This window comes from Streptomyces sp. NPDC006997 (assembly GCF_040635175.1).
Classification (GTDB): domain Bacteria; phylum Actinomycetota; class Actinomycetes; order Streptomycetales; family Streptomycetaceae; genus Streptomyces.
Genome location: NZ_JBEYHH010000002.1, coordinates 80,040 through 102,500, shown reverse-complemented (window position 1 = coordinate 102,500; position 22,461 = coordinate 80,040). Strand labels below are relative to the sequence as shown.

At 69.8% G+C, this 22,461-nt stretch carries 24 protein-coding genes and 1 pseudogene; 21 read left to right on the top strand and 4 right to left on the bottom strand.

Annotated elements, in window-relative coordinates:
- Positions 1-16 precede the first annotated feature (16 nt).
- From ABZ659_RS02090 to ABZ659_RS02010, 17 genes and pseudogenes are all read left to right on the top strand, one after another.
- Complete coding sequence (locus ABZ659_RS02090; RefSeq protein WP_054100462.1) at positions 17-529, top strand: roadblock/LC7 domain-containing protein; 513 nt, start codon at positions 17-19, stop codon at positions 527-529.
- Positions 526-933 (top strand): DUF742 domain-containing protein, encoded by a 408-nt coding sequence (locus ABZ659_RS02085; RefSeq protein ID WP_360212449.1) that lies wholly within the window; start codon positions 526-528, stop codon positions 931-933. The genes ABZ659_RS02090 and ABZ659_RS02085 overlap by 4 nt, the downstream gene beginning before the upstream one ends.
- Positions 934-976: 43 nt before the next feature.
- Complete coding sequence (locus ABZ659_RS02080) at positions 977-1,567, top strand: ATP/GTP-binding protein (protein WP_054100460.1); 591 nt, start codon at positions 977-979, stop codon at positions 1,565-1,567.
- Entirely contained in the window at positions 1,567-2,208 is a 642-nt protein-coding gene (locus ABZ659_RS02075) for a GAF domain-containing protein (RefSeq protein ID WP_360212447.1), read from the top strand. The genes ABZ659_RS02080 and ABZ659_RS02075 overlap by 1 nt, the downstream gene beginning before the upstream one ends.
- 85 nt (positions 2,209-2,293) lie before the next feature.
- Positions 2,294-3,547 (top strand): acyl-CoA dehydrogenase family protein, encoded by a 1,254-nt coding sequence (locus ABZ659_RS02070; protein ID WP_360212445.1) that lies wholly within the window; start codon positions 2,294-2,296, stop codon positions 3,545-3,547.
- A gap of 137 nt (positions 3,548-3,684) precedes the next feature.
- Positions 3,685-4,158 (top strand): LuxR C-terminal-related transcriptional regulator, encoded by a 474-nt coding sequence (locus ABZ659_RS02065; RefSeq protein WP_233520684.1) that lies wholly within the window; start codon positions 3,685-3,687, stop codon positions 4,156-4,158.
- Positions 4,155-4,805, top strand: coding sequence for a hypothetical protein (locus tag ABZ659_RS02060; protein ID WP_360212443.1), 651 nt, complete (start codon positions 4,155-4,157; stop codon positions 4,803-4,805). The genes ABZ659_RS02065 and ABZ659_RS02060 overlap by 4 nt, the downstream gene beginning before the upstream one ends.
- Positions 4,802-5,377 carry a DUF6624 domain-containing protein gene (locus tag ABZ659_RS02055; protein ID WP_054100457.1) on the top strand — a complete coding sequence of 192 codons (576 nt, stop codon included), beginning with the start codon at positions 4,802-4,804 and terminating at the stop codon, positions 5,375-5,377. The genes ABZ659_RS02060 and ABZ659_RS02055 overlap by 4 nt, the downstream gene beginning before the upstream one ends.
- 74 nt (positions 5,378-5,451) lie before the next feature.
- Positions 5,452-5,793 (top strand): annotated as a pseudogene (locus tag ABZ659_RS02050) (DUF6082 family protein); the annotation flags it as partial.
- 322 nt (positions 5,794-6,115) lie between these two features.
- A complete protein-coding gene (locus ABZ659_RS02045) occupies positions 6,116-6,295 on the top strand; it encodes an FxLD family lanthipeptide (RefSeq protein WP_007491159.1) in 180 nt (59 codons plus the stop codon).
- A 106-nt stretch (positions 6,296-6,401) separates the two neighbouring features.
- Entirely contained in the window at positions 6,402-6,533 is a 132-nt protein-coding gene (locus ABZ659_RS02040) for an FxLD family lanthipeptide (protein WP_011031314.1), read from the top strand.
- Between the two features lie 37 nt (positions 6,534-6,570).
- Positions 6,571-6,750 (top strand): FxLD family lanthipeptide, encoded by a 180-nt coding sequence (locus ABZ659_RS02035; protein ID WP_054100455.1) that lies wholly within the window; start codon positions 6,571-6,573, stop codon positions 6,748-6,750.
- Between the two features lie 86 nt (positions 6,751-6,836).
- Positions 6,837-9,935, top strand: a complete 3,099-nt coding sequence (locus tag ABZ659_RS02030; protein ID WP_360212440.1) for a lantibiotic dehydratase — start codon at positions 6,837-6,839, stop codon at positions 9,933-9,935.
- Entirely contained in the window at positions 9,922-11,181 is a 1,260-nt protein-coding gene (locus ABZ659_RS02025) for a lanthionine synthetase C family protein (protein WP_360212438.1), read from the top strand. Before ABZ659_RS02030 ends, ABZ659_RS02025 begins: the two co-directional genes overlap by 14 nt.
- 18 nt (positions 11,182-11,199) lie before the next feature.
- Positions 11,200-13,290, top strand: coding sequence for a methyltransferase, FxLD system (gene fxlM, locus ABZ659_RS02020; RefSeq protein WP_360212436.1), 2,091 nt, complete (start codon positions 11,200-11,202; stop codon positions 13,288-13,290).
- A 1-nt stretch (position 13,291) separates the two neighbouring features.
- On the top strand, positions 13,292-14,401 hold the full coding sequence (locus ABZ659_RS02015) for a hypothetical protein (RefSeq protein ID WP_360212434.1): 1,110 nt from the start codon (positions 13,292-13,294) through the stop codon (positions 14,399-14,401).
- A 96-nt stretch (positions 14,402-14,497) separates the two neighbouring features.
- Positions 14,498-15,058, top strand: a complete 561-nt coding sequence (locus ABZ659_RS02010) for a peptide deformylase (protein WP_360212814.1) — start codon at positions 14,498-14,500, stop codon at positions 15,056-15,058.
- 104 nt (positions 15,059-15,162) lie between these two features.
- Here ABZ659_RS02010 and ABZ659_RS02005 read toward each other — a convergent pair whose 3' ends face one another.
- From ABZ659_RS02005 to ABZ659_RS01990, 4 genes are all read right to left on the bottom strand, one after another.
- Positions 15,163-15,756, bottom strand: coding sequence for a phosphatase PAP2 family protein (locus ABZ659_RS02005; RefSeq protein WP_054100449.1), 594 nt, complete (start codon positions 15,754-15,756; stop codon positions 15,163-15,165).
- The gene (locus ABZ659_RS02000) at positions 15,746-16,945 is read right to left on the bottom strand and encodes an MAB_1171c family putative transporter (RefSeq protein ID WP_360212432.1); all 1,200 of its coding nucleotides are present in this window, start codon (positions 16,943-16,945) and stop codon (positions 15,746-15,748) included. The genes ABZ659_RS02005 and ABZ659_RS02000 overlap by 11 nt, the downstream gene beginning before the upstream one ends.
- The gene (locus ABZ659_RS01995; RefSeq protein WP_360212430.1) at positions 16,942-17,496 is read right to left on the bottom strand and encodes a secondary metabolite protein; all 555 of its coding nucleotides are present in this window, start codon (positions 17,494-17,496) and stop codon (positions 16,942-16,944) included. Before ABZ659_RS01995 ends, ABZ659_RS02000 begins: the two co-directional genes overlap by 4 nt.
- Before the next feature lie 180 nt (positions 17,497-17,676).
- Complete coding sequence (locus ABZ659_RS01990; RefSeq protein WP_054100446.1) at positions 17,677-18,129, bottom strand: helix-turn-helix domain-containing protein; 453 nt, start codon at positions 18,127-18,129, stop codon at positions 17,677-17,679.
- Positions 18,130-18,813: 684 nt separating this feature from the next.
- Between ABZ659_RS01990 and ABZ659_RS01985 the strand changes: the two genes are divergently transcribed.
- The 4 genes from ABZ659_RS01985 to ABZ659_RS01970 form a co-directional block, all read left to right on the top strand.
- Positions 18,814-19,710 carry a helix-turn-helix domain-containing protein gene (locus ABZ659_RS01985; protein ID WP_360212428.1) on the top strand — a complete coding sequence of 299 codons (897 nt, stop codon included), beginning with the start codon at positions 18,814-18,816 and terminating at the stop codon, positions 19,708-19,710.
- Positions 19,711-19,712: 2 nt separating this feature from the next.
- Positions 19,713-20,408 (top strand): hypothetical protein, encoded by a 696-nt coding sequence (locus tag ABZ659_RS01980; protein ID WP_054100443.1) that lies wholly within the window; start codon positions 19,713-19,715, stop codon positions 20,406-20,408.
- Positions 20,409-20,565: 157 nt separating this feature from the next.
- The gene (locus ABZ659_RS01975) at positions 20,566-21,207 is read left to right on the top strand and encodes a WhiB family transcriptional regulator (RefSeq protein ID WP_210962016.1); all 642 of its coding nucleotides are present in this window, start codon (positions 20,566-20,568) and stop codon (positions 21,205-21,207) included.
- The coding region (locus ABZ659_RS01970) for a hypothetical protein (RefSeq protein WP_360212425.1) at positions 21,204-22,461 on the top strand (1,258 nt) is incomplete at its 3' end. The genes ABZ659_RS01975 and ABZ659_RS01970, both read left to right, overlap by 4 nt.

The window sequence follows — 22,461 nt, the reverse complement described above, 5'->3', positions numbered from 1 at the left end:
TTCTGGAGCGATCCCCATGAGCACCCACCCCGCGATGAACAACGTGACCGACGGCACGCCCGCATCCGCGACGACAAGCGGACAGCGGGACAACATGGCCTGGCTGCTGCGTCAGTTCGCCTCCGAGACGCCGGGCGTCACGCACGCCGTCCTGCTCTCGCGCGACGGACTGCGGCTGCTGGACAGCGACGTCGACAAGGACTGGGCGGACGAACTGTCGGCCGCCTTCAGCGGGGTCGCCTCCCTCGCGGCGAACATCACCGGCCCCAGCCACAAGAAGAGGCCGGCCCGGCAGGTCATCATCGAGCGAGACGACTGCCTGTTCTTCGTCCAGAGCGCCGGGCGCAGCGCGGCCTTCGACACCCACCCCGGGGCCGAACGCGGTGAGGTGGACACGATCCTCGCTGTCATCGCCACCAGGGACGCCGACGTGGGCACCGTCGGCTTCGAGATGGGGCGCCTGGTCCAGAAGTTCGCCCCGTACATGCTGATCCCCGTCCGCGTTGGCACGGGCGGAGAGGTCCGGTGACCACGTACGGCCGCGCGGCCGAGGAGTCGGCGTTCGTGCGGACCTACGCCGTGACGCGCGGGCGTACCAAGCCGCGGCACCTGCTCGCTCTGGAAACCGTCCTGGAGGCCGGGCAGGGAAGGCCGGGCCCGGCGCAGGCCGAGGAGTGCGGGGAGATTCTCGCCCTGTGCCGGGAGCGCCGGCGGTCGGTGGTCGAGCTGGCGGGTCGCCTCGGCCGGCCCGTGACCGCCGTCAAAGTGCTCATCTCCGACCTCCTGGACGCCGGCGCCCTCGTCGTCCCCCTGACCCAGTCCTATGCCGATACCGGCGCAGGATCCGGTCCGTCTGTCCAACTGCTGGCAGCGGTTTCCGCCGGCCTGAAGAGGAAGTGGCCTGATGCCGTCGCCTATCCCCAGGCCGGATGACCCATCCACGGTTTCGCCGCACTCGCAGGCCGGTGCGCCGACTGTGCTGAAGATCGTGATTGCCGGCGGTTTCGGCGCGGGCAAGACCACCGCAGTGGGCGCCGTCAGCGAGATCACGCCGCTGAGTACGGAGGAGTACCTGACCGAGGCGAGCGCGGACGTCGACAGCCTGGCTGGCCTGGCGTCCAAGCGGACCACCACGGTCGCCTTCGACTTCGGCCGATTGAGCCTGCCCGATGCGCCCGTGCCGCTGGAACTGTTTCTGTTCGGCACGCCGGGCCAGGACCGGTTCGTCGATCTCTGGTACGACCTCTCCCGCGGCGCCGTCGGCGCGGTCGTCCTGGTCGATACCCGCCGCTTGGAGAGCAGCTTCACGCCCGTCAGCTTCTTCGAGGACATCGGCCTGCCCTTCGTCGTCGCGGTCAACCAATTCGACGGGGCGCACCGCTACCACCCCGAGCAGGTCCGCGCCGCTCTCGAACTCCCCGCTGCCGTGCCGGTGGTCACCTGCGACGCCCGCGACACGAATCACGTCGCCGGCGTTCTGCTGGCCCTCGTCGACCACGCCGTCAATTGCGCCGCCACCACCAATCGCGCTGGTCACACCCCTTCTACCACCCTCCAGGACGTCTGATGTCACAGCACCCCAGCGACCCCTACCGCACGCCGCAGACTGCCCCGCCCGCCCGGTCCTTGCCTCGGCGCGACATGCGGGACACCACCCCCGGCCCGTTCACCCCACCCGGCACCGCCCTCACCAGCCAGCGACCTCAGCAGTCGCTGGAACTGGCTCAGCGTGACGAGCTGCTCAACCGCCTGGGCGTGCCCCCGGTGGCCAACGAGGACTTCGACGAGCTGGCCCGCGACATGGCCACACAGGCCGGGTTCTTGTACGGGTTCGTCAACCTGTTCCTGGAGGAGCAGACTTTCGTCGGGCTGCACCAGCCGCCGGCGGACAGCGGGTTCGTGATCGTCGGCCGCACCATGAGCCGGAACCACGGCTGGTGCCCGGAGGTCATGGCCCGCAGGAAGGCCCTCCCGCTGCACGACGTGCACGCGTCCCCGCGCTTCAGCGGCAACGCGGTGGTCGACGCCGTCGGGATCCGCTCCTACTTCGGCGCTCCGTTGATCCACGACAGCGGCACGGTGCTGGGCACGGTGTGTGTGATCGACCCCGAGAAGCGGCCCCTGGCCGAGGCCCGCCGTCTGCGGGACATCGTCATCAACGCCAGTGCACAGGTGATGGACCACATCGCCCGCGCCCCCGTCCGCTAGGCCGTTCCACAACCCCCACCCGGGAGCCGTAGGCGATCCCCGGCCGCTCCACGCGTTGCGACCTTCATCCAGGGAGAGGGAGACCATGTCCGCCACACCCACCACGCCTCCACCGGCGCTGCGTCCCTACCTCACCGCCCGCCACCATCTGCTGTGGCAGGAGGCGGACGCCTTCGCGGCCGAGCACGTCGCGCCGCGCGCCGCGCGGATGGAGGCCGCTCCGGGCAGGGTGGAGCGCAAGGTCGCCGACCTGATGGCCGCCCGGCGGTGGTTCGCCGTCACCGTCCCGGCCGTCTTCGGCGGGCTGGGCGCCGGACACGTAGCCAGGACCGTCTTGGTCCACCGCATCGCACGGGTCTCGGCGGCTGCCGCGGCCATCCTGCAGGCCACATTGATCCCCGTGGGCGCCCTGCTGCACTACGCCACCTACGAGCAGAAGGGCCACTGGCTTCCCCGGGTCGCGGACGGGTCCGTGCTGCTGTCGATCGCCGTGACCGAACCGCTCGCCGGCGGACACATCGGCGGCATCGAAACCACCGCCGAACGTTCCGGCAACGAGTGGGTGATCACCGGCAGCAAGATCCATATCGGCAACAGCCACCTCGCCGGAGCCCACCTCGTCGTCGCCCGCACCGCAACGGCCGGAGTGAGCACCTCGCAGGCGCTGACCGCGTTCATGGTCGAAGCCGACCGCCCCGGACTTTCCGTCCCCGACCACCGTGCCGGCCTCGGTCTGCACGGCTTCTCCGCCGGCCGCCTCGACCTCGATCACGTCCGCGTCCCCGCCGACAACGTGGTCGGGGAGATCGGCCAGGGACTGGCCGTGGCCCAGAGCAGCAGCATCCTCTACGGCCGCCCCAACCTGGCCGCCGTCAGCCTCGGCATCCACGAAGCCGTCGTGGACACCACCACCGCCCGGCTCAAGACCCGCCCCCGCTACCAGGGCGCCCTGTCCGACCTGCCCGTCCTGCGGGACCGCGTCGGCGACATGGAAGCCCGCCTGCGCGCCGCCCGGATACTCGCCTACCAGGCCGTGCACCTCCTCGACCAGGGCCTGCCCTGCGACGCCGACCTGATCAACTCGAAATACCTCGGCCACCAGTGGGCCGTCCAGTCCGCCCAGGACGCCATGGAACTGCACGGCGCCAACGCCCTCGATGGCGACTACATCGTCCAGCGCCTGTGGCGCGACATCCAGCACACCTACCCACCGGCCGGAACCGGCGAAGTCCAGCGCATACGCCTGGCCGACGCCGCCTTCGCAGAGGACCACATCCAGTGGTCCGAGCGCCTCGCCGCCGAAGCCGCCTGGGCACGACCCGATCCGACCGCCGCATGAGCCCCCGTGCGCGGCACCCCGTGACTCCCCACCGCCGCGCACGGGCCCGTGCCGCCGGCCCCCGTCCCCCGCGGGGACCGGCGGCACCCCTCCCAGTGACCATCCACTCAGCCGAGAGAGACACCGTGACCCCGCCCGTGACGACCAGCGCACCGATCACGCCCCTGACGCCGACCCTGCAGCGCGTCGCCCAGCACCTCGCGAACGGCCTCACGGCCAAGGAGATTGCGGCAGAGACCAGCCTGTCGGCCGTGACCGTCCGCCAGTACATGCGCGACATCCGTGAGAGCCTGCACTGCCCGCCCCGCTGCAAGCCCCCGGTGATCGTGCACCGCCTGTTCACCACCCAGCAGGTGGCCTCACCCACGGCGGACCGGCCAGCGCCATCCCTCACCCCGGACCAGCGGCTGCTGCTCCGAGCCGTCGCCGAGCACAGCGACCCCCGTGACATCGCCGTCGCCGCCAAGCTCGCCCCCGCCGACCAGCGCGCCGCACTCGACCAACTCCTCGCCGACACGGGCGCGCGGGACACCACCCACCTGGTGATCCTTGCCCACGGCTGGAAGCTGCTGCCGACCGACCCGGCGGCGCGGAGCGGAGCGAGCCAGTGAGAAGGCCCCCCACTCCCCTGGCCAACGAGGAGGCTCCGGCTTCCACCTCGTTCGCAGCGAAGTACCCGGGCGCCGTGTACGCGGTGCGCAGGTTACGTACGGACGCCGAGCGCGCGGAAGCCGCTGCCCTCGTGCAGGACCGGCAGCGCTGGCTCACCCTGCGCGGCCTCCCCGTGCCCGCCCAAGCCGACGTGCCGGCCCTGTTCCGCGACCCGCACACGACGTCGGCCGGTCTGTTCGAGGACGGAAAGCTGCTCGCCTGCATGGTCCCCGCGCGCGACCCCGGACTCAGCTGGGGCGAAGGCCCCTGCCTCCGCCTGGGCCACGTCCACACCCTGCCCGACCAGCCCGACGACATCACCCGGCTGATCACCCTGTGGGCCTCCGACTTCGCCGCCCGGCAGAGCTTCCCGCTCGTACGGGCCGAAATCCTGGCAGGCCACACCCTGCAAGCCGAACCCATCGCCGCCCTGCTGCGTCGGCTCACGGACATGGGCTGGGACGTGCGGGGTTCCGGTCCGGGACGGGAGGGTGACCGAGTGGCCCGCCTCGAACTGGCCGCCGAGCACCGCCCCCGACTCAGCACACTAATCAGCTGCCAAACCCAAGCTCCCCATCTTGCCGCGGAAGAAGGGAGCAGCACGTGACAACCGAAAAGCCGCAGCGGCCCGACATCGCCCGCGAGCTGATCGCCCGCGCCACGGAATCGGCAGCGCACCGGGCCACACGCGTGCGCAACCAGCTCGATGGCGTCCAACTCGGCCGTGGTCGGCACACCGACTACGCCAACGCCAAGTTTCTGCACCGCGTCCTGGGCGAATACGAGTGGCCCGGCCACCGCCTCGTCGGCCCTGCTGCTGCCCGAGCCGCCTGGAGCATCGCCCTGCACAGCGACCACGATCTCGTCTTCCAGCGCGCCGCCACCATCCTGCTCGGACGTGCGGTCGAGGTCGGCGACGCGCTCGTCCACCACTGGGCACACCTGCACGACCGCACCCTCATCAACACCGGCCAGGACCAGGAGTACGGCACCCAGCTCCTGCTGAGCTCCGACCGCATCGAGCTGTGCCCACTGCGCGCGCCGGGATCCGTCGACAAACGAAGGGCCACGGTCGGTCTGCCGCCGATCGCTGTCGCACTGGAGACGGTGCGTAGCCGGTACATGCCTAACGGCTCTACCGATGAAGTCCCGAGCATCGTCCTCGCGGAAGCCGCGTGAACACGCGGAACACCGCGGTCCCCACCATTCGGCCTTCATGCCGCACATCCGCTCTGCGAAAGGGTTGTTGATCGATGAAGCTCCCTACCGCCGTCCTCGCTGCCGGTGTTGCCCTGTCCCTCACGACCGCCGTGGTCGGAGCCGCCCGGCTCAGGCAGAACGCACGGCACCAGGCCGAGCAGCACGAGGCGCTCCTCGCGGGCAACCAGCTCGACTGGCTGAACCGGGTGTCCACCAACGCCGACCTCGCCGAGCTGTGGAAGCCCGAGGACATGAAGGCCGAGGAGTACATGCAGCTCATGTCGGCCAACCGACTCATCTGCGCCCTCAGCCTCCGACACTGCCTCGGCCGCGTCCGCGACGGACAGCTGCCGTTCTACGCAGAGATGGTCATGAGCAGTGACGTCTGCCGGCGCTACTGGCAGCGCTTCGGCGACCTCCGCGCTCAGGAGGCCGAGGGGCGACAAGCGGGCCGAGCACTTCACCCGGGTGCTGGACCAGGCCGCGAAGAACCATCCTCAAGCGCAGCCCGCGGCAGCCTGACGGCGTATCTCGGTTCACCTTTCGGACTTCCGTGTCCCGTCCCCAACTCCTCTTCCGGACAGCAGTTCTCGTGTCTGAAGAGGTGGCCGGCGAGGACCCGACTGGCGCAGGCCACACAGCTGCTGCCCACCGGGGTCGGCCGTACCGCAACACACCGAATCGAAGTGTTCCACCGGACCAATCAGGAGGATTCCCGTGACTCCCAGGGTGACCGACCAGGGCATGAGGACCGCCTCGGCCTCTGCCGCGCAGGACCCGTTCGACCTCGACATCAGCGTCATCGAATCGGGTGGCACGGTCGGGGCGAGTATCGCCTCCGACGGCGGCTGCGGCTCAACCTGCGGTGGCAACGCCTGTATCTCCAGCGGCTCCTGACCGCACCAGACCACCGGCACGACGCCCATGTCCTGTCGGCGCCGCCCACGCGGCACGTCCCTCGCGGCTCGATCGGAGCCGCGCACGACAACGGAGGAATCACCACATGCAGAACGACGAATTCGACCTCGACATCAGCGTCCTGGAGTCCGACGACGGCTCCGCCACGCTGATCAACCTCACCGACGACGGCTGCGGCAGCACCTGCTCCAGCCCGTGCGCCACCAACGTGGCCTGATCATCTTCCACCGCACGACGAGTAGGGAGAAACCCGCATGAACGCGAACACGATCAAGGGCCAGGCACAGTCCCCGGCCGCCACGGCGGGCGGTGACGCGTTCGATCTGGACATCAGCGTCCTGGAGTCCGGCGACGGCTCCGCCACGGTGATCAACCTGACGGACGACGGCTGCAAGCCGAGCTGCCAGGGGTCCTGCGCCACCAACGTGGCCTGACCTCGGCGCATTGATCTGCCAGCCCGCGCGGCCTTGCGCCGCGCGGGCTGGCACCCACCCCAACACACCACAACCAGGGAGGGTGCATGGGTACCCGGAAGGACGGCCCGCTGTACCGGTGCGCGGATACTGCGCTGGTGCGCGCCTCCCGTTCCTCGAGGCTGCGGCTTCCCGCGTGGCCGGACCTCACCGACGACACCCCGGACTGCGAGGTGCGGTGGCAGACGTGGCTGCGCGACGTCTGGTCGCTGTCCGAGGCCGCCGACTCCATCGAGCAGGCCAGCCCTCTGCTCGCGCAGCAGGTTCAGACCCTGTGCTCGGTGGCCAGTCCCGAGACCCGTCAGTTGCGCCGCGCAGTGGTGTCGGTCATGCGGTACCTGCTGCGTATGACGGGCCGGGCGACCCCGAACGGTCTGTTCGCCGGTATCGCCTCCGCCTCGTTCGGGGAACGACCGGGATGGTCCTGGGGTGAGTGGCATCGACCCGTCATCCGTGCCGACGGCGACTGGATCGCGGACCTGGTCGCCCGTCTGGAAGCAGATCCTGAACTCCTGCGGCACCTGCATGTGATGGCCAACAACACCATCTTCGTACGGGGCGATCGGCTGATCGTGCCCTACCCGCCCCGTTCATGCCGTACCGACGGCAGCCCAGCGGCCGAAGTGTCCCTCCGGTACACCAGCGCCGTACGTATCGCCGTTGATGCCACCGTTTCGCCCGTCCCCGTCCATGCGGTGGTCGCACTGATGAGGAGCGAGTTCCCCGACGTTCCCGCGGACCGGGTGGAAGGGCTCGTCAGCAGCCTCGTCGAACGCGGTGTGCTCATCAGCAGCCTGCACGCGCCCTCTGCCACCCTCGACGCCCTGGACCACCTGGTCGAGCAGGCCGAAGCAGCCGCCGCCTCATCAGCCACGGACCTCGTGGCCGACCTGCGGACGGTCCGCGACGCCATCGCCCGGCACAACCAGGTACTGGCCCCGGCGGACGGCCGGCACCTGCATACCGCCTTACGTCGGAAAATGACCGCTTTGAGTAGCGTCAAGGCTCAGCCGTTCACGCTGGACCTTCGCATGGACTGCTCCCTCACTCTGCCCCCACAGGTTGCCCGCGAGGCGGAGCAGGCCGCCACAGTGCTGGCCCGGCTGAGCGCGTACCCCTTCGGCACTCCGGCATGGAAGGACTTCCACAACCGATTCTTCGAGCGGTACGGCATCAACTCACTCGTCCCGGTCCGGGACCTGGTGGACCCCGATGTCGGCCTCGGGTTCCCGGTCGGATACCGCGATGCGCAACCTGAACAGGGTGAGGCCCTGACCGCCCGTGAACAGCGGCTGCTCTCCCTCGCCCAAGCGGCCGTCCTCGACGGCCGCGACGAGATCCGCCTGGACGAGGACCTGATCCGCACGTTGACGGTCGGAGATCGCAACGCCCCGCAGGTACCGGCCCACACGGAGCTGCGCTTTCGAATCCGTGCCGCTTCGCAAGAGGCCCTGGAGAGTGGAGACTTCGTTCTCCACGGCATCGCCCCGTCCCGCGGGATCGGCACCACGATCGGCCGCAGCCTGGGGCTGCTCGCATCAGACGATCAGGCCCGCGTGGCCGTCATGCTGGAAGAGCTGCCGGTCAACACGCCCGGCGCGGTGCCCACGCAGGTCTCCTTCACCCCACTCGACCGGGGCGACACCAACGTCACCCGCGTTACAGAACTCCTGCCGGCCGTCATCAGCCTGGCGGAGCACCGTCCGGTCGACGCGCGCACCATCCCGCTCGACGACCTCGCCGTGGGCTGCGACCGCCGCAGGCTCTACCTCGTCTCCCTCTCCCGCGCCTGCCTGCTGGACCCCATGACGCTGCACGCGCTGGACCTGCGCGGCCACACGCCGCCGCTCGCACGCTTCCTCACCGAGATCAGCCGGGCCCAGACCGCCGTCCTGACCGTCTTCCCCTGGGCGTCCGCTACCGCACTGCCGTACCTGCCGCGGGTGCGCTACGGCCGCGCGATCCTCTCTCCGGCGAGGTGGCGACTGAACCGGTCGGAGCTGCCCGACCGCCGCGCCTCCTGGGGGGAGTGGCACAAGGCAGCCGACGAGTGGCGCGCACGCCGCCGAGTTCCGGACGAAGTCGAGCTGGCCGAGGGCGACCAGCTTCTGCCGCTGGACCTCTCCGAGCGCGCGCACCTCGCGCTGCTGCGCGCCCACCTGGACACTCATGAATCGGTGATCTTGACGGAAGCGGAATCCGAGGAAGGCTGGTTCGACGGACGGTCCCACGAGATCATCGCCCCGATGACGGCCGTCCGCCCGCCGCAGTGGCCGGCCGTCCCTCCCGTCACCGCGGACCAGCTCGTCACCCGCGACCACGGTCACCTTCCGGGCGCCGCCTCCTGGCTGCTGGTCAAGCTGTACGGGCACGTCGAACGGCAGCCCGAGATCCTTGCCGACCACCTGCCCGCGCTGCTCGGCCAGTGGAACGAGCCGCCGACCTGGTGGTACATGCGCTACCGCGATCCCCGCTGGCACCTGCGCCTGCGCATCGCGGTCCCCAGCGAGGAGGACTTCGCCCTCACCGCACAACGCGTGAGCGCCTGGGCGAACGGACTGCGCCGTGCCGGGCTCCTCACCGACATGCAGTTCGCGACCTCCTACCCGGAGACCGGCCGGTGGGCCCCCGGGCCGCTGATGAGCCTGGCCGAGGACGTCTTCGCCGCTGACTCCCGAGCCCTGGCCGTCCAGTTCGCCCAAAGCTCCCGTCCGCACCAACAGGTCCTCGCCGCAGCGAACTTCGTCTCCGTCGCCGCCGCCTTCACCGGCAGCACCGCAGGCGGCATGAATTGGCTGATCGCCCACGGCCGGATCACTGACCCGCGTCCTATGGACCGGACCGTGCGCGGTCAGGCGTTGCGCCTAGCCGACCCGGCCGACGGCTGGGCGGCCCTGCGCGCGGCTCCCGGCGGCGACGCCATCGCCAGCGCCTGGAGCGAGCGCGACGCGGCCCTGGCCCGCTACCGGCAGAAGCTGGACGCGTTCGGTGGCATCGACCCGGACGTCGTTCTCGACTCGCTGCTGCACGCCCACCACATCCGCGCCGCCGGCATCGACAAGGACGACGAGCGGATGTGCGTACGGCTGGCCCACGCCGCCGCCATGGCCTGGACTCACCGAGGAGATCCCCATGAATCTGCGTGAAAGCGCGCGGGCAGCCGCCGACACGATCGCCGAGCGGCTTGCCTCGCCGCAGGATGTACGGGGGCTGCATCACCGCCAGGGCTGGTGGCCGCAGTCGCTCGCGCACGGCGCGGTCGGTGTCGCGCTGCTGCACATCGAGCGGGCCCGCACCGAGCTGGGTCCGTGGCAGCGCGCCCACGACTGGCTCGCCTGCGCCGCAGCCGAACCCGCTGTCGGCGGCCCGGACAGCCACCTCTACTACGGGGCGCCCGCGCTCGCCTTCGCCCTGCACGCCGCCGCCGACCGCCCCGGACGCTACGCCCGCGCCCTGGACACCCTCGACCGGTACGTCACGAAGGCGATCCGGGACCGGCTCGCGGACGCCCACGCACGCATGGACCGCGGCGAGATGCCCGCGCTGGCGGAGTTCGACGCGATCCGCGGCCTGAGCGGGCTGGGCGGGCTCCTGCTGCACCGCGACGTCCATACCGACGTCGTCCGCGAGATCCTGACCTACCTGGTCCGCCTGACCGAGCCGGTCAAGCAGGACGGGGAAGTTCTGCCCGGCTGGTGGAGCTCCCTAGCTCCCTCCGGCACGATCTCCCCGGAGTATCCGGAAGGGCACGCCAATAACGGCGTCGCCCACGGCATCGGCGGCCCCTTCGCTGTGCTCTCCCTCGCAGCCCGCCGCAGCGTCACCGTCGAGGGCCACCTCGACGCGATCACCCGCATACTGGCCTGGCTCGACCACTGGCAGCAGGACGGCCCCGCCGGCCCGTGGTGGCCGTACTGGATCACCCGTGAGCAACTACGCTCCGGCACGATCGGCCCCGGACCATCCCGGCCGTCCTGGTGCTACGGCACCGCCGGATTCGCCCGCGCCCAGCAGCTCGCCGCCCTCGCCCTCAAGGACCCGGCGCGCCAACACGCCGCCGAATTCGCCCTCCTGCGCGCCATGACCAACCCCGGACAACTCGACGCGACCGTGGACGTCTCCCTGTGCCACGGCTTCGCCGGCCTGGCGCACATCACACAACTCGCTGCCGACGACGCCCGCACTCCCGGCCTCACCGAATGCCTGCCCCGGCTCCTGGCACCGATGACCGACACCCCACCCGGCGCCCTGGCGGACTCCCTGATCAACCCTCCCGGCGGCGGCGACATTGGGCTCCTCGAAGGTGCCGCTGGCACCGCCCTCGCCCTGCACTCCTTCCACACCGGAACGCCGTCCGCGTCCGGGTGGGACACCTGCTTCCTGATCAACTAGCCGACGAGAAGAGGAAACATGGCAGCGGACGAATGGCCGCAACGCCTCATCCGGTTCACCGACTGGAGCCGCGCGGAGGCCACCGCCGTGGAGCATCTGCTCCCAGTGCTGATCGCCCAGGAGTCGGAACTGGCCCAGTGGTCATTCCTGCGAAAGTTCCCCTGGTGGCGGTTGCGATACCGGGCCGCGGGCCCGGACACGGCGAAGGCCCTGGACGCTGCCCTGGACGAGCTGGTCGACGCCGGCGTCCTCGCTTCCTGGACGCGAGGCATCTACGAGCCGGAAGAGACAGCCTTCGGCGGCCCCGCCGCGATGAAGATCGCCCACACCCTGTTCCACTACGACAGCCGTCACCTGCTGGAGGAGGCGGCCCGCCAGCAGGCAGTCACCGGTCCCCAGCTCGGCCGCCGCGAGCTGGCGGTGCTCCTGCTCAGCGTGGCGATGCGCGCGGCGGGTCTCGACTGGTACGAGCAGGGCGACGTCTGGGCGAGGATCGCGGCCGAGCGCCCCGGCGACGAGGTCTGCAGTCCGCAACGGCACCGGGCCGCTGTCCACCGGTTGATGACCGTCGACGTCAGCACCACCAGCCGCAGCGTCACCCAGGGCCGACTCGCGCCGCTGGCCGAGTGGATAGCCACGTTCGAGTGGTTTGGCCAGCAGCTCGCAGACCTCAACCGTCAGGGCCGCCTGGAACGAGGGCTGCGGGCCGTGATCGCCCACCACGGCATCTTCCACTTCAACCGCCTGGGCCTTGCCGCCCAGGACCAGCGCACCTTGTCAACACTCGCGAAAGAGGTAGTCATGGGAACGAGCGACAACACCGCGTCCACCCGAGCTGAGGGGACGGCGAGCACTACGGTCAACGGGGTGAACAGTGACACCATCGAAGCCCCCTCCGCAGACCGTCTGCGCGCCCAGCTGATCGACCACCTGGTCGAGACCGGGTGCGTGCGCACGCCCCGGGTGGAGGAGGCCATGCGGACCGTACCCCGCCACCTCTTCGTCCCCAACGCCCCCCTGGAAAAGGCGTACGGCAACACACCCGTGGACACGAAGTTCGACGGATCCGGCCGCTCCATCAGCTGCGCCTCCCAGCCCGACATCGTCGCCATGATGCTGGAACAACTCGACGTCCAGCCCGGCCAGAAGATCCTGGAGCTGGGGGCCGGCACCGGCTTCAACGCCGGACTCCTCGGCTACCTCGTCGGCGAGACGGGACACGTCACCACGATCGACGTGGACGAGGACATCGTGGACGGAGCGCGCGGCGGGCTGGCCGCCGCCGGCATCCACAACGTCGAAGTGGTCCTCGGAGACGGAGCCGTGGGCCACGCCTCCAACGCGCCGTACGACCGGATCGAAGCCACCGTCGGCGCCCACGGCGTTCCGCACGCCTGGCTCGACCAGCTCGCCCCCGGCGGACGACTCCTCTCGCCACTACGCCTGCGCGGCAGCGTCTCCCGCTCGATCGCCTTCGAGAACCAGGACGGAGCCTGGCGCAGCGTCGGCAGCCAGATGAACACGTTCATGCCGCTGCGCAGGGGCATCGCCGACGACCCGCGCGTCTTCGTTCCCCTGGACACCGACAACACCGTCACGCTCGTCACCAACGGAGACCAGAAGGTCGACGCGGACGCCCTGCGCGACATCTTCCGCCAGCCGCGCGCCGAGGCGTGGACGGACGTCACCTTCCGGGGCCCGGAATCGGCGGAGTACCTGGAGCTGTGGCTCGCCTGCGCCATGCCGAACGGCCTGAGCCGGATGCCCGCCAACAACGAGGCCATCGAGAAGGGCCTGGTCACCGCGCCCTACCCGTCCTCGACCGCGGTCTTCGAGGGTGGCACGCTCACCTACCTCACCCGGCGCCCCTACGCGAAGAAGGCCCCCGATGGCGCCACCCTGTACGAGTTCGGCGTCATCGGCCACGGCCCTGACGCCGAAGCCCTCGCCTCGGACGTCGCGGACCAGGTCCGCACCTGGAACCAGGGCTTCCGGGCGCTCGACGTCGGGTTCGAAATCCAACCACTCGACGCGACCCCGCTCGCCCCGAAGCCCGGCCGCTTCACCTTCGACAACCCGCTGAACCGCATCGTCATCGAATGGCAGTGACATGGACGTCAGCCAGATAGCGAAGCGGTTCCCGCTCGTTGCCCGTCCACGTCCAGCGTGCCCGCCTCTCGCTGAACGCATCCGCGAAATCACCGACCTCGCTGCCGCCGCCGAGCGCGACGACAACGTGACCTCCGCAACCGTCGCCCTGAACAAGGCGGCACTGATCGCAAGCGACTGCGGCATGCCGGACCTGGCACGCTCTCTGTGCTGGCGCCACGCCGAGGCCGTCCTGCGCGCCCAGCCCTTGGGCGCGCAGGAAGCCCGGTACGCCCTGGAACCCCTGGTCAACCTGGCCCGACTGCGCATCCGCGACGGCGACGGGACTGGCGCGTATCATCTGCTCGATTCCCTGCACCGAGCAGTCAGATCGAAGACGGAAGCGGTCATCGACGACCGCGCCACGTCCTTCCAGCGCCTCACGAAGTCGGCTTCCGACCATCAACAGGTATGCCAATGGCTGTGGGCCGTACTCCTCGGCGACGGAACCCGTGCCCTCGTCGCAGCAGGCGAATGGGACTACGCCCGGGCGCACAGTAGGCAACACCGGGGCGTGGGACAGCGCCTCTTCGACGGGCGCCAAGTCGAGGTGCTCGTCCGCTGCCTCGGCGAGCAGCCCAGCGATGCGTTGAAGTTCCTACACGAGAGCACCCTGGTGGAGCCATGGGAGCACGCCGTCGCGGCAGCCCTTGCCGTCCTCTGCCACAGGGCAGCCGACGAGCAGCCAGTCGAGCCGATCAACAAGATGGTGCAGCACTACCTGGCTCTCGACTCGGCCCCCGACCTTGCCGTCTTCCGCTCTCGTGTAGGACTTGTTGTGCTCGACCTCTCCCCAGAGCCCCGACAAGCCGAATTGATGCGCCGCCTCACCAGCGAAGCGACGACGCATCCCGACGGGTACGTCGCACGAGACGTCCTGGCCCACTCTGTGTGCCGCGAAGGGCTGAGCCAGGACGAGCGCAGAACGCTCTCCACTGCAGTCGCCTCCGCCGGCCTCGGACGGGGCAGCATCCCCGACCCTCTGGATCAGGCCATACGGGACGCTTCAACAGTCGCAGCGGATGTCTGGCAACGCCACGCTAGCTGCCGAGCTAACGCCTGGCCCGCATGACCGGCACCCCGAGCGGCGCACCCCGTCGTATGTCCACTGCAACCGCGGTTGGCCGAGCGAACACCACGCGAATCAACAGGAGTTCTCGTGAACGAGATGCGGCCCAGCGAGCAGATGCGCAACCTCGGCGTAGTCCAGGAAGGCGCCTCCGTCCTTGCCAAGCCAGCACGCCCCTTCTCACTCCCTGCCGAACGTGAGGCCGCCGAGCAAGCCGTGGAAAGCCTGTTCACCTCCATGGCGCGCATCGCAGGCGTCCACACGTTCGCCAAGGGCATGGGCATTGCAGCCCCACAGATCGGCATCCGCCGGGCCGCGGCCGTCGTCCAGCCCGCCGAGCCAGGAGCGGGCGCGATCGTACTGCTCAACCCCCGGGTCATCGCCGCCTCGCAGGAGACCGACGACCAGTACGAGGGATGCCTGAGCTTCTTCGACGTACGCGGCCTCGTCCCTCGCCCCCTCCGGATCACGGTCGAGACCACGACACTCGACGGGACGACCGTGACCACTGACTACGAACGCGGCCTCGCCCGTCTGGTCCACCACGAGATCGACCACCTCTACGGCCACCTGTACACCGCCCGGATGCGCCCCGGAGTGCAGCCCATCTCCGTGACCGAGTACCGGCAGACCGGACGGGCCTGGTCCTACGAGCACTGAAACCCGATCCTGCCGGCCCGCGAGCTCGGGGATGCAGGGCCCGAAAGCCGGGTGAGATACCTGGGAGCCGTAGCGGTCGCTCTCAACCACGCCCCTCCTTCGGATCAGCGCGCCAGGTGGAAGACGGCTGCAGCCACGATGGTGCCGAGGATGGTGCCTGCGATCACTTGGTTGCGTGTGTGGTCCCGCAGCTCGACGCGGGACCAGCCGACGACGACGACCAACAGGAAGCCAAGGGCCATCCACGGGCCGTAGGTCTGCACGAGCATCGCGCAGGCACCTGCGGACACGGCCTGGTGGACGGAGATCTTCCAGGCGAAGGTGATCGCGGTGAGAATCGCGAGCGTCACAAGCATCGAGACGATGAGGGCAACCATGGTGCGCGGCGCCCCCGCGACAAGCATCAGGACGATGCCGGTGGCTACGGAGAGCAGGATGACGGCCATCACGACTAGCCGTGCTGGCTTCGCTCCGACGTGTCTGTCGCCCCAGTGACCCTTGCGAATGCCGTACTTGATGAAGGTGATCGGGATGACGGCCGCGAAGAGGGCGCCGACCACACCCCAAGCAACACCTGTCCATTCTGCGGTGTGCCAGCCGACCAGCAGCGTGACAGCGATGATCCAGTTCTTCGGCTCAAGCCAGTCTGTAATGCGGCGGGCCAGCCGCGACTCGCTGGGGCGGACATCAGTTGTCATCTGAGGAGATCCTTTCCGAAGCGCCCTGCTCGTGGGAAACGGACGAATGTTCTTGCCGGACGAATTCGGAAACGACTGGCGAGGAGAGGTACGCGCGGGCAACGGTGCGCAACCATGACAGTTCGCTCGCTCTGTCTCGGCCAGTGACGCCGAGGGGTGGATATTCAACTCCCCGCAGCCGTTCCCCATTTCGTGCGCTCTGGACGGCTGCACGCAACCAGCAGGCTTCCGCCACTGCGTCAGAGAGTTGCGCAGCGATCCCTTCCTGACGGACGAATCTCCGGGCCTTTGTGTGCATGTCGACTGACACGTACTCGCGAAGCGCCAGGCAGGCATCCTCGATCTCGATGACGCACCGCTCCAGCCGGAAGCGGACACGCCACCTGCCTACAGATGTCGCCAGCACCACATACGGGGCTGCTTCCGTGAGCTGCACCCAGAGCGGACGCAGTTTCCGCAGGGTGCTCCACGCGGCGACGTATTCCACGGCGACGGAGAGAGGAGGCAAGCAGACGCCGACTGCGACCGACAGGACGGTGGCTTGCTTGAGCGTTGTGGAGAGAAGGTTCTCCAAGGCTGGATAGCTGGTGCCGGAGGCAAGCTGAACCGTCACGAAGACGATGCGCTGGAGGGCGTACAGGCTTCCGAGCAGGGTTCCCAAGCCCAGAAATCCGAGGCCGGCCTTCCCCAGGAGAGTCCGGCTGTGGCGTACGCCGCCGAGGAACAGCCATGTAGCGACGACCATGGCGATGCCGATGTACAGCGTGAAGACCGTCATGTAGAGGACGGGAAAGAGGGCGCCACGGCCCTCCCCAAGCCTGACGGGCCCTCCTGACGTCCAGTTGGCCAGGGCGTAGAAGGCGAGCATGAGGGGCAACGTCACGCCGGCGGCCACCAGCCGGGTGCGACTTGCCAGGCCCTGCGGTCGAACGACTGCGATGACGAAGTCGAGCAGATATGCCGCCGAGGTAACGCCGAGCAGGTGCTTCAGCAGCGGCGACAGCCTGGCGTCTGCGCCGACGGCGGCATCGACTGCCTCTTTGACCGGCGGAACCTCGAACGTCATGGCAGCTGCGAGAGCCACCAGGGTCAGCGCCAGACTTCGCTGCTTGCGAGAGTGCCGGAGGGACGGCAGTCGCCACAGAGCCACCAGCCAGAGGACGCCGGCGATGAGGGTGGATGTACTCATGAGCGGCGGTTCCTCCGTGGGTGGACCAGGGCGTCGTCGAGCCGCGCCACGGCACCGGACCGACCGCGTTCCCGGCCCGAGTGGGCAAGATCGTGAAAGAGCTCTCCCAGGCAGGAGGCGGCCATTTCGGCGTCGTACTCGGTCTCGCTGTCGTAGCTCGTCCGGCCGAGAGCGGAGAGCACGGCAGAGGGGTCGACCCCGTCAGGCAGGACTCCCAGTAGAGACCTGACGACGCTCTCGTTCTTCCCGGCGTGCCCGAGCAGCAGGTGCGCTAGCTCGTGGCGCACGATTTGTGCACGATGCCGCTCGCTGGTAGCCGCGACGTGAAAGACGTAATCCCCGTGGTCGAACGAGAGGACCATTCCGCAGGGAGCGTTGGCCCCTCCGGTCTCAGGCAATTCGTGGAGGTGCAGGGGGCGGCCACGCTTGACGGCGAGCTGCCGGCATATTTCATCCACCGCGTAGGGATCGGATATCTCGATCCCCCGCAACTGCTCCTCACACAGTCGCCTCAGCTGCGCCTCTCTGCGCGCGAATTGCCGCTTGAACATGGACGAGATCCTTGCTGTAGCCCCCGAATGAGCGCTGACACGGCCTGCGCTAACCGGAACCCACCATTCCGCGTGGTTCTAGCGGAGCTTTGCATAGGTACAGATGGTTGCCCAAGGCGATCTTGATGATCCATGCGCGGCATACCAGTCAAATCCACCCAGCAGGTGAGGGAGGTCACATCACTGCCCGGGCTTGTCGAGCCCTTCCCACCGTCTCGCCTGATTGATCACATCCGTGATCATCCTCAAGCTGTCCGCCGAGAGGCCGTTGGCTCGAAGCGCAAGGCCGCGGACGTCGCTGTCGGCTACGGCCTCGATCAGCTCCAGGGAGGCGCGCACCTTCTCGGCCTCCTCGGCGTCGTAGTCCGAGAAGAAGTACTGCTCTTTGACGTGGAAGTGGCCGGCAAGTCGTTCCACCGTCGTGTAGGTGGGGTTGGGCTTCGCGCCGGTCCGCAGCTGCGAGATCGCGCTCTCGGACACGGAGATCGCCCGGGCGACCTCGGCGTTGGTGTAGCGCTTGCCGGTCCCCGGGTTCTTCTTGGTCTCGAATAGGTGGTTGAGCTTGTCGGCGAATGAGCGCCGAGCGTCGGCCGCGCCGCCGGGCGCCTCCGCCGGTCCGCTGGACTCCACCATCACCGACTCCTCTCATCTAGACGCCGACTCCGGACTGTACTGCAGTGTAGTTCCCGGGACCAAAGGCCGAGACGCTTCACTTAAGTGTTGACAGACTGGGATCACTTTGGCGTAGGTTCTCGATCACAGCTTCACTGAAGTGTTGCGACGCCAGCAGAGCGCGGTGAGCGCTCCTTGCCCGGCCTTCGTGACCTACGTACGCGCTAGGACCGCCCATGATCGCTCCACCCCCGTCGCAGCAGCTCACGCGACTTCTACAGGGTTTAAGAACCAACTCTGGACCTTGACGCGGAGCCGTGCGTATGTTCGTCGTCCCCCGCCGGGCAGACCGCCCGCATGGACGAGCACAGGAGCAATGACGTGCACAACCTCCGGGCCTCATAGGGACCTGGACACAGCGACGGCGCCCGAGAGCGGCAACTCCCGGACGCCGGACGCTTAACGGCTGTACCGCCCCGGCAAGGGCGGAGATCGCCACCATCACCACGCTGATCCCTTCCACGGGGCGTCTCAGCGTGGCAACACCAAAGGAGATTCTTGCATGCGCTCCGCCCTGCGCAAAAGGCCCTACCGTCCGGCCTGCGCGGCAGCTAGCTCCGCCTCGGCGCCTCAGCGCCCCGAGCCGGACCGCACCATCCAGGCCCCTGCGAGCCGCCGCTTCCGCCCGCTTGCCGGGAGCGGCCGATGAGCAGCGAAGCCCGCGAGTGGGTGTGGGAGCACAGCTCCAGCCGAGGGGCCGCGCGTCTGGTCCTGCTGTCGATCGCCGACCGGGTGGCCGACGATCAGTGCATCTCCTGGGCCTCGCTGTCCAGCCTGGCCAAGCGCACGCGCGCCTCGGTCTCCACGGTGCGCGAAGCCGTCGAGCGCCTCGTCCTCGCCGGCGAGCTGGAACAGCTCGATGACCTGGTGGGCCCGCAGCGGAGCACGGTCTACCGCCTGCCTCTCGCCGCCGAAGCGGTCGCCCAGGCGCTGCGAGAGCAGCAGGAGGAAGCGGGTGACACGGCGGCGCCGGACGAGCCCGCTGGCCCTGCCAAGCTCCGGCTGTCGGCCCTGCGGCGGTACGGAATCCGCCCGCGTGAGGTGCCGGAATCCCCCGCGAGGGTCCGGAAACCGGCAGTACCGGAAACCGGCAGGTCCAGGCGGAAACCGGCACAGCGGCGTACCGGCCACCGGCACAGCGATGTACCGGCCACCGGCACACAGAACCGTAGTGAACCTGATTTGAACCGGAGGTACAGCAGTGGTGGTGCTGCTGTCACCTCGGCTGCCGAGTGGCAGGTCGCCCCAGCCACCCACACCTGGGCCCGCCAGCAGGGACACCTCGACCGCCTCGGCGAGCAGGGCCTGCAGGCCGCCGACGCGAAGTGGCGTGCACATCGAGCAGGCCATGCTCCGAGGCCGGCGGAAGCCTGGGCGGCCGACTGGCGAGCCTGGATCACCCGGGAGCACGCCCCCAGCCGCCCGAACCTCTACGCCGTGCCCGGCCAGAACTCCGCCGCGCCCGGTGGCATGACGCGGGCCGAGAAGCACACCGCTGCCCTTCTCGCCGCCCTGGACGAGCCGACCGGAACGGAGGGCTGACCGTGGACCGCCGTGAAATCGCTGCCCTGTTGGCCTACATCGGCAGGCTCGACCCCCGCAGCATCCGCACCGACGAGGGCGAGGCCCGCGACCAGCTCGCGCAGTGGAACGAGCTGCTCGGTGACGTGCCGATGGCCACCCCGCATGGCTGGGACGCCCGCGTCGCCGTCCGCCAGCACTACCGCGCCTCGCCGTACCAGATCCAGCCTGCGGACGTGGTCCGCCCCTGGGAGAGCTACCGGCGCAACCGCCTGGCCCTCCACTCCGACCCCACACCGTCCGCGGACCCGGACGACCAGGCCGCCTGGACCGCCGAGCTGGTCGGCACCCGCCGCGCCGTCGCCAACGGCATAGCGCAACCCGCACAGGCCCGGGCCATCACCAGCGGCCAGGAGGAGATCAACCCGAGGCTGCAGGCTCGACTGGAGCAGATCGGCTCCTGCATACCACCCGCCGCCCGAGCCGCTCTCGCACCGTTCCGGCCCGCCCGGGCAGCACGCGAAGCCGCCGTCGCGCAGGGGCTGCCTGACGCACTGAGCGTGCGGTGCGAGTGGTGCCTGGCCCCGGTCGGCGAGCCATGCCGGCGCCGCCGGATCGGCCCCAACGACGGAGTACGCGCCATCACGCCGCGCGCCACCCCGCACCCCGGCCGTGTGGACCTCGCCGCCCAGCAGGCCCAGCAGCCCGCCCTGGCCTGACCGGCGCCTCCGGCGCGTGCATCCCGTCCGCTGCACCGCCGCAACCTCACCCCGCACCGGCTGCGGCGCACGCCCACGCGCCGCAGCCGGCACCCGACGCCGCACCCGCCGAGCACTGCGCTAGCCGGCCGGTGTGGCAGCACATCGGAGACTCGCCTTGCGCCACATCACCACCCATGACGCGCCGGCCACCGGCCTGCGCGGCATCGGAGACACCAGCTGGCACGTTCGCGGAGCCTGCCACGGCATGGACGTCGAGGACGCCGACGCCGTGTTCTTCCCCGGCCCTCGGGATCACGAGGAGATCGCGGAGGCGAAGGAGCTGTGCGGCTGGTGCCCCGTACGCCGCGCGTGCCTGGACTTCGCCCTGGAGAACGTCCTCAAGGAGGGTGTCTGGGGCGGGCTCACCGAAGCCGAGCGGCGCCCGCTGCACGACAACCTGCACCGGCGCCTGGACTACCGGCGCGTGACCGCCTTCTTCCAGGGACGCGACGTGCACCTGACGGAAGCCGAGCGGCAGGTGGCCATCGACCACGCATACGTCCGGGGCTGGCAGCCCGACCGGCTCGCCGCCGCCCTGCAGATCAGCCACAAGCACGCCCGCGACCTGCTCCGGCAAGCGGCCAACAAGGTCTTCGACCGCGACCGCAACTACGGCGTGCCCCGCTCCAAGAAGAAGCGGAAGAAGACCTCCAAGGCCAAGGGCACCACCGCGCCCACAGCTCCCGGCACTCAGCAGCCGACAGGCCGCCCGGCGGCGTCGACCCCGGCGCGCGCCCCTCTCGGAAAGGCAGCATGACCCACCCTGTCCTCGCCTTCGGTGCTACCTCGGACCTCCCTCTCCTCCTCGCCGCCGTCGTGCCCGCTGCCCTCGCGCTCGTGCTGACCGCCTGGGCCATCCGGCGCCGGGGGGCCCGCTCGCAGAAACGTCTCGGCGGCCCGGCGGTCAAGGTCGCCGCCGTCGCCGCCTTGGGCTGCACCGCCTACAGCGCCGACACCAGCTGGCGCTTCGCGGCCGACTACCTCGACATGGCCGGCACCGCCGAGCGTGCCGGCATGTTCGCCGCCGCCGAACTCGCCCTGTTCGCCACCGCGCTGATGGCACGGCAGAATCTGGCCGTCCAGGGCGCTCCCGGCCTGCCGGGCACGCTGGTCTGGGTGATCACCACGGTGCAGGTGATCCCCGCCTATGCCGAGAGCGGCCCCGTCGGAGGCACGGTCCGTGCCTTCGTCGGCCCGGTCATGGCGGCGATGCTGTGGCACCTGGCCATGGGCATCGAGCTGCGCCTGCGCACCCCGGGTGCAGCCTCCAACGGACTGCTCGCCGTCCTGGGCCGGGAGGCACGCGAGCGGCTGCTGTCCCGCCTGGGCATCGCCGCGCGGGACCGTGACGCCGCGCAGATCACCCGGGACCGGGCCACCGCCCGTGCGGTCACCCTCGCCGCCCGCCTCGCCGAGCGCACACCCGAGCAGCAGCAGAGCCGTCGCGGCCGGCGGCTGACGCGACGCCTATCAAAGGCGGTCGGCAGGGCTTCGGTCGGCACCGACCCTCTCCAGCGGGCGCAGCTGCTCGACCAGCTCGCCGCCCGGCGACACGCGCTGGCGCTCGCCACGGTCCCGCTCCCCTCTCCCTGGTCCCCGGCGCACAGCAGCGCATCGACGGCCACGGTGACGTCGACTGTGCCGGTCCCCGTCCCCACTTCCGACGGTTCCGACGAGCCGGTCCGGGACCGAGGACCGAGGGCTCCTCGGGGACCGGTCCCCGAGAAGGCCGACCCGGAAGCCGAGGTCGGCGTAAGGACCGGGGGCGACGAATCGGGAACGCCCGCGGGGACCAAGCCCTCTGAAGACGGTGCGGTCCCAGGGACCGAACTCGCCGGACCGGAAGCCGCAGCTCGGGACGCAGCGGCCATGAGGACCGGCCACAGCACGCGAGAAGTAGCAGCTCAGGACCCGGATCATCGGGGACCGGGCATCGCGCAGACGAGGACCGCGACCCCCGAGGGCCGGGGACCGGCAACCCCGCAGTCCGGGACCGAGACCACCCAGGACC

What these genes read in the sequence shown, in the direction of transcription:
- ABZ659_RS02090 (WP_054100462.1), top strand. Translation starts at nt 17, where the DNA reads ATGAGCACCCACCCCGCGATGAACAACGTGACCGACGGCACGCCCGCA.
- ABZ659_RS02075 (WP_360212447.1), top strand. Translation starts at nt 1,567, where the DNA reads ATGTCACAGCACCCCAGCGACCCCTACCGCACGCCGCAGACTGCCCCG.
- ABZ659_RS02070 (WP_360212445.1), top strand. Translation starts at nt 2,294, where the DNA reads ATGTCCGCCACACCCACCACGCCTCCACCGGCGCTGCGTCCCTACCTC.
- ABZ659_RS02040 (WP_011031314.1), top strand. Translation starts at nt 6,402, where the DNA reads ATGCAGAACGACGAATTCGACCTCGACATCAGCGTCCTGGAGTCCGAC.
- ABZ659_RS02035 (WP_054100455.1), top strand. Translation starts at nt 6,571, where the DNA reads ATGAACGCGAACACGATCAAGGGCCAGGCACAGTCCCCGGCCGCCACG.
- ABZ659_RS02030 (WP_360212440.1), top strand. Translation starts at nt 6,837, where the DNA reads ATGGGTACCCGGAAGGACGGCCCGCTGTACCGGTGCGCGGATACTGCG.
- ABZ659_RS02025 (WP_360212438.1), top strand. Translation starts at nt 9,922, where the DNA reads ATGAATCTGCGTGAAAGCGCGCGGGCAGCCGCCGACACGATCGCCGAG.
- fxlM (WP_360212436.1), top strand. Translation starts at nt 11,200, where the DNA reads ATGGCAGCGGACGAATGGCCGCAACGCCTCATCCGGTTCACCGACTGG.
- ABZ659_RS02015 (WP_360212434.1), top strand. Translation starts at nt 13,292, where the DNA reads ATGGACGTCAGCCAGATAGCGAAGCGGTTCCCGCTCGTTGCCCGTCCA.
- ABZ659_RS02010 (WP_360212814.1), top strand. Translation starts at nt 14,498, where the DNA reads ATGCGGCCCAGCGAGCAGATGCGCAACCTCGGCGTAGTCCAGGAAGGC.
- ABZ659_RS02005 (WP_054100449.1), bottom strand. Translation starts at nt 15,756, where the DNA reads ATGACAACTGATGTCCGCCCCAGCGAGTCGCGGCTGGCCCGCCGCATT.
- ABZ659_RS02000 (WP_360212432.1), bottom strand. Translation starts at nt 16,945, where the DNA reads ATGAGTACATCCACCCTCATCGCCGGCGTCCTCTGGCTGGTGGCTCTG.
- ABZ659_RS01995 (WP_360212430.1), bottom strand. Translation starts at nt 17,496, where the DNA reads ATGTTCAAGCGGCAATTCGCGCGCAGAGAGGCGCAGCTGAGGCGACTG.
- ABZ659_RS01990 (WP_054100446.1), bottom strand. Translation starts at nt 18,129, where the DNA reads ATGGTGGAGTCCAGCGGACCGGCGGAGGCGCCCGGCGGCGCGGCCGAC.
- ABZ659_RS01985 (WP_360212428.1), top strand. Translation starts at nt 18,814, where the DNA reads ATGAGCAGCGAAGCCCGCGAGTGGGTGTGGGAGCACAGCTCCAGCCGA.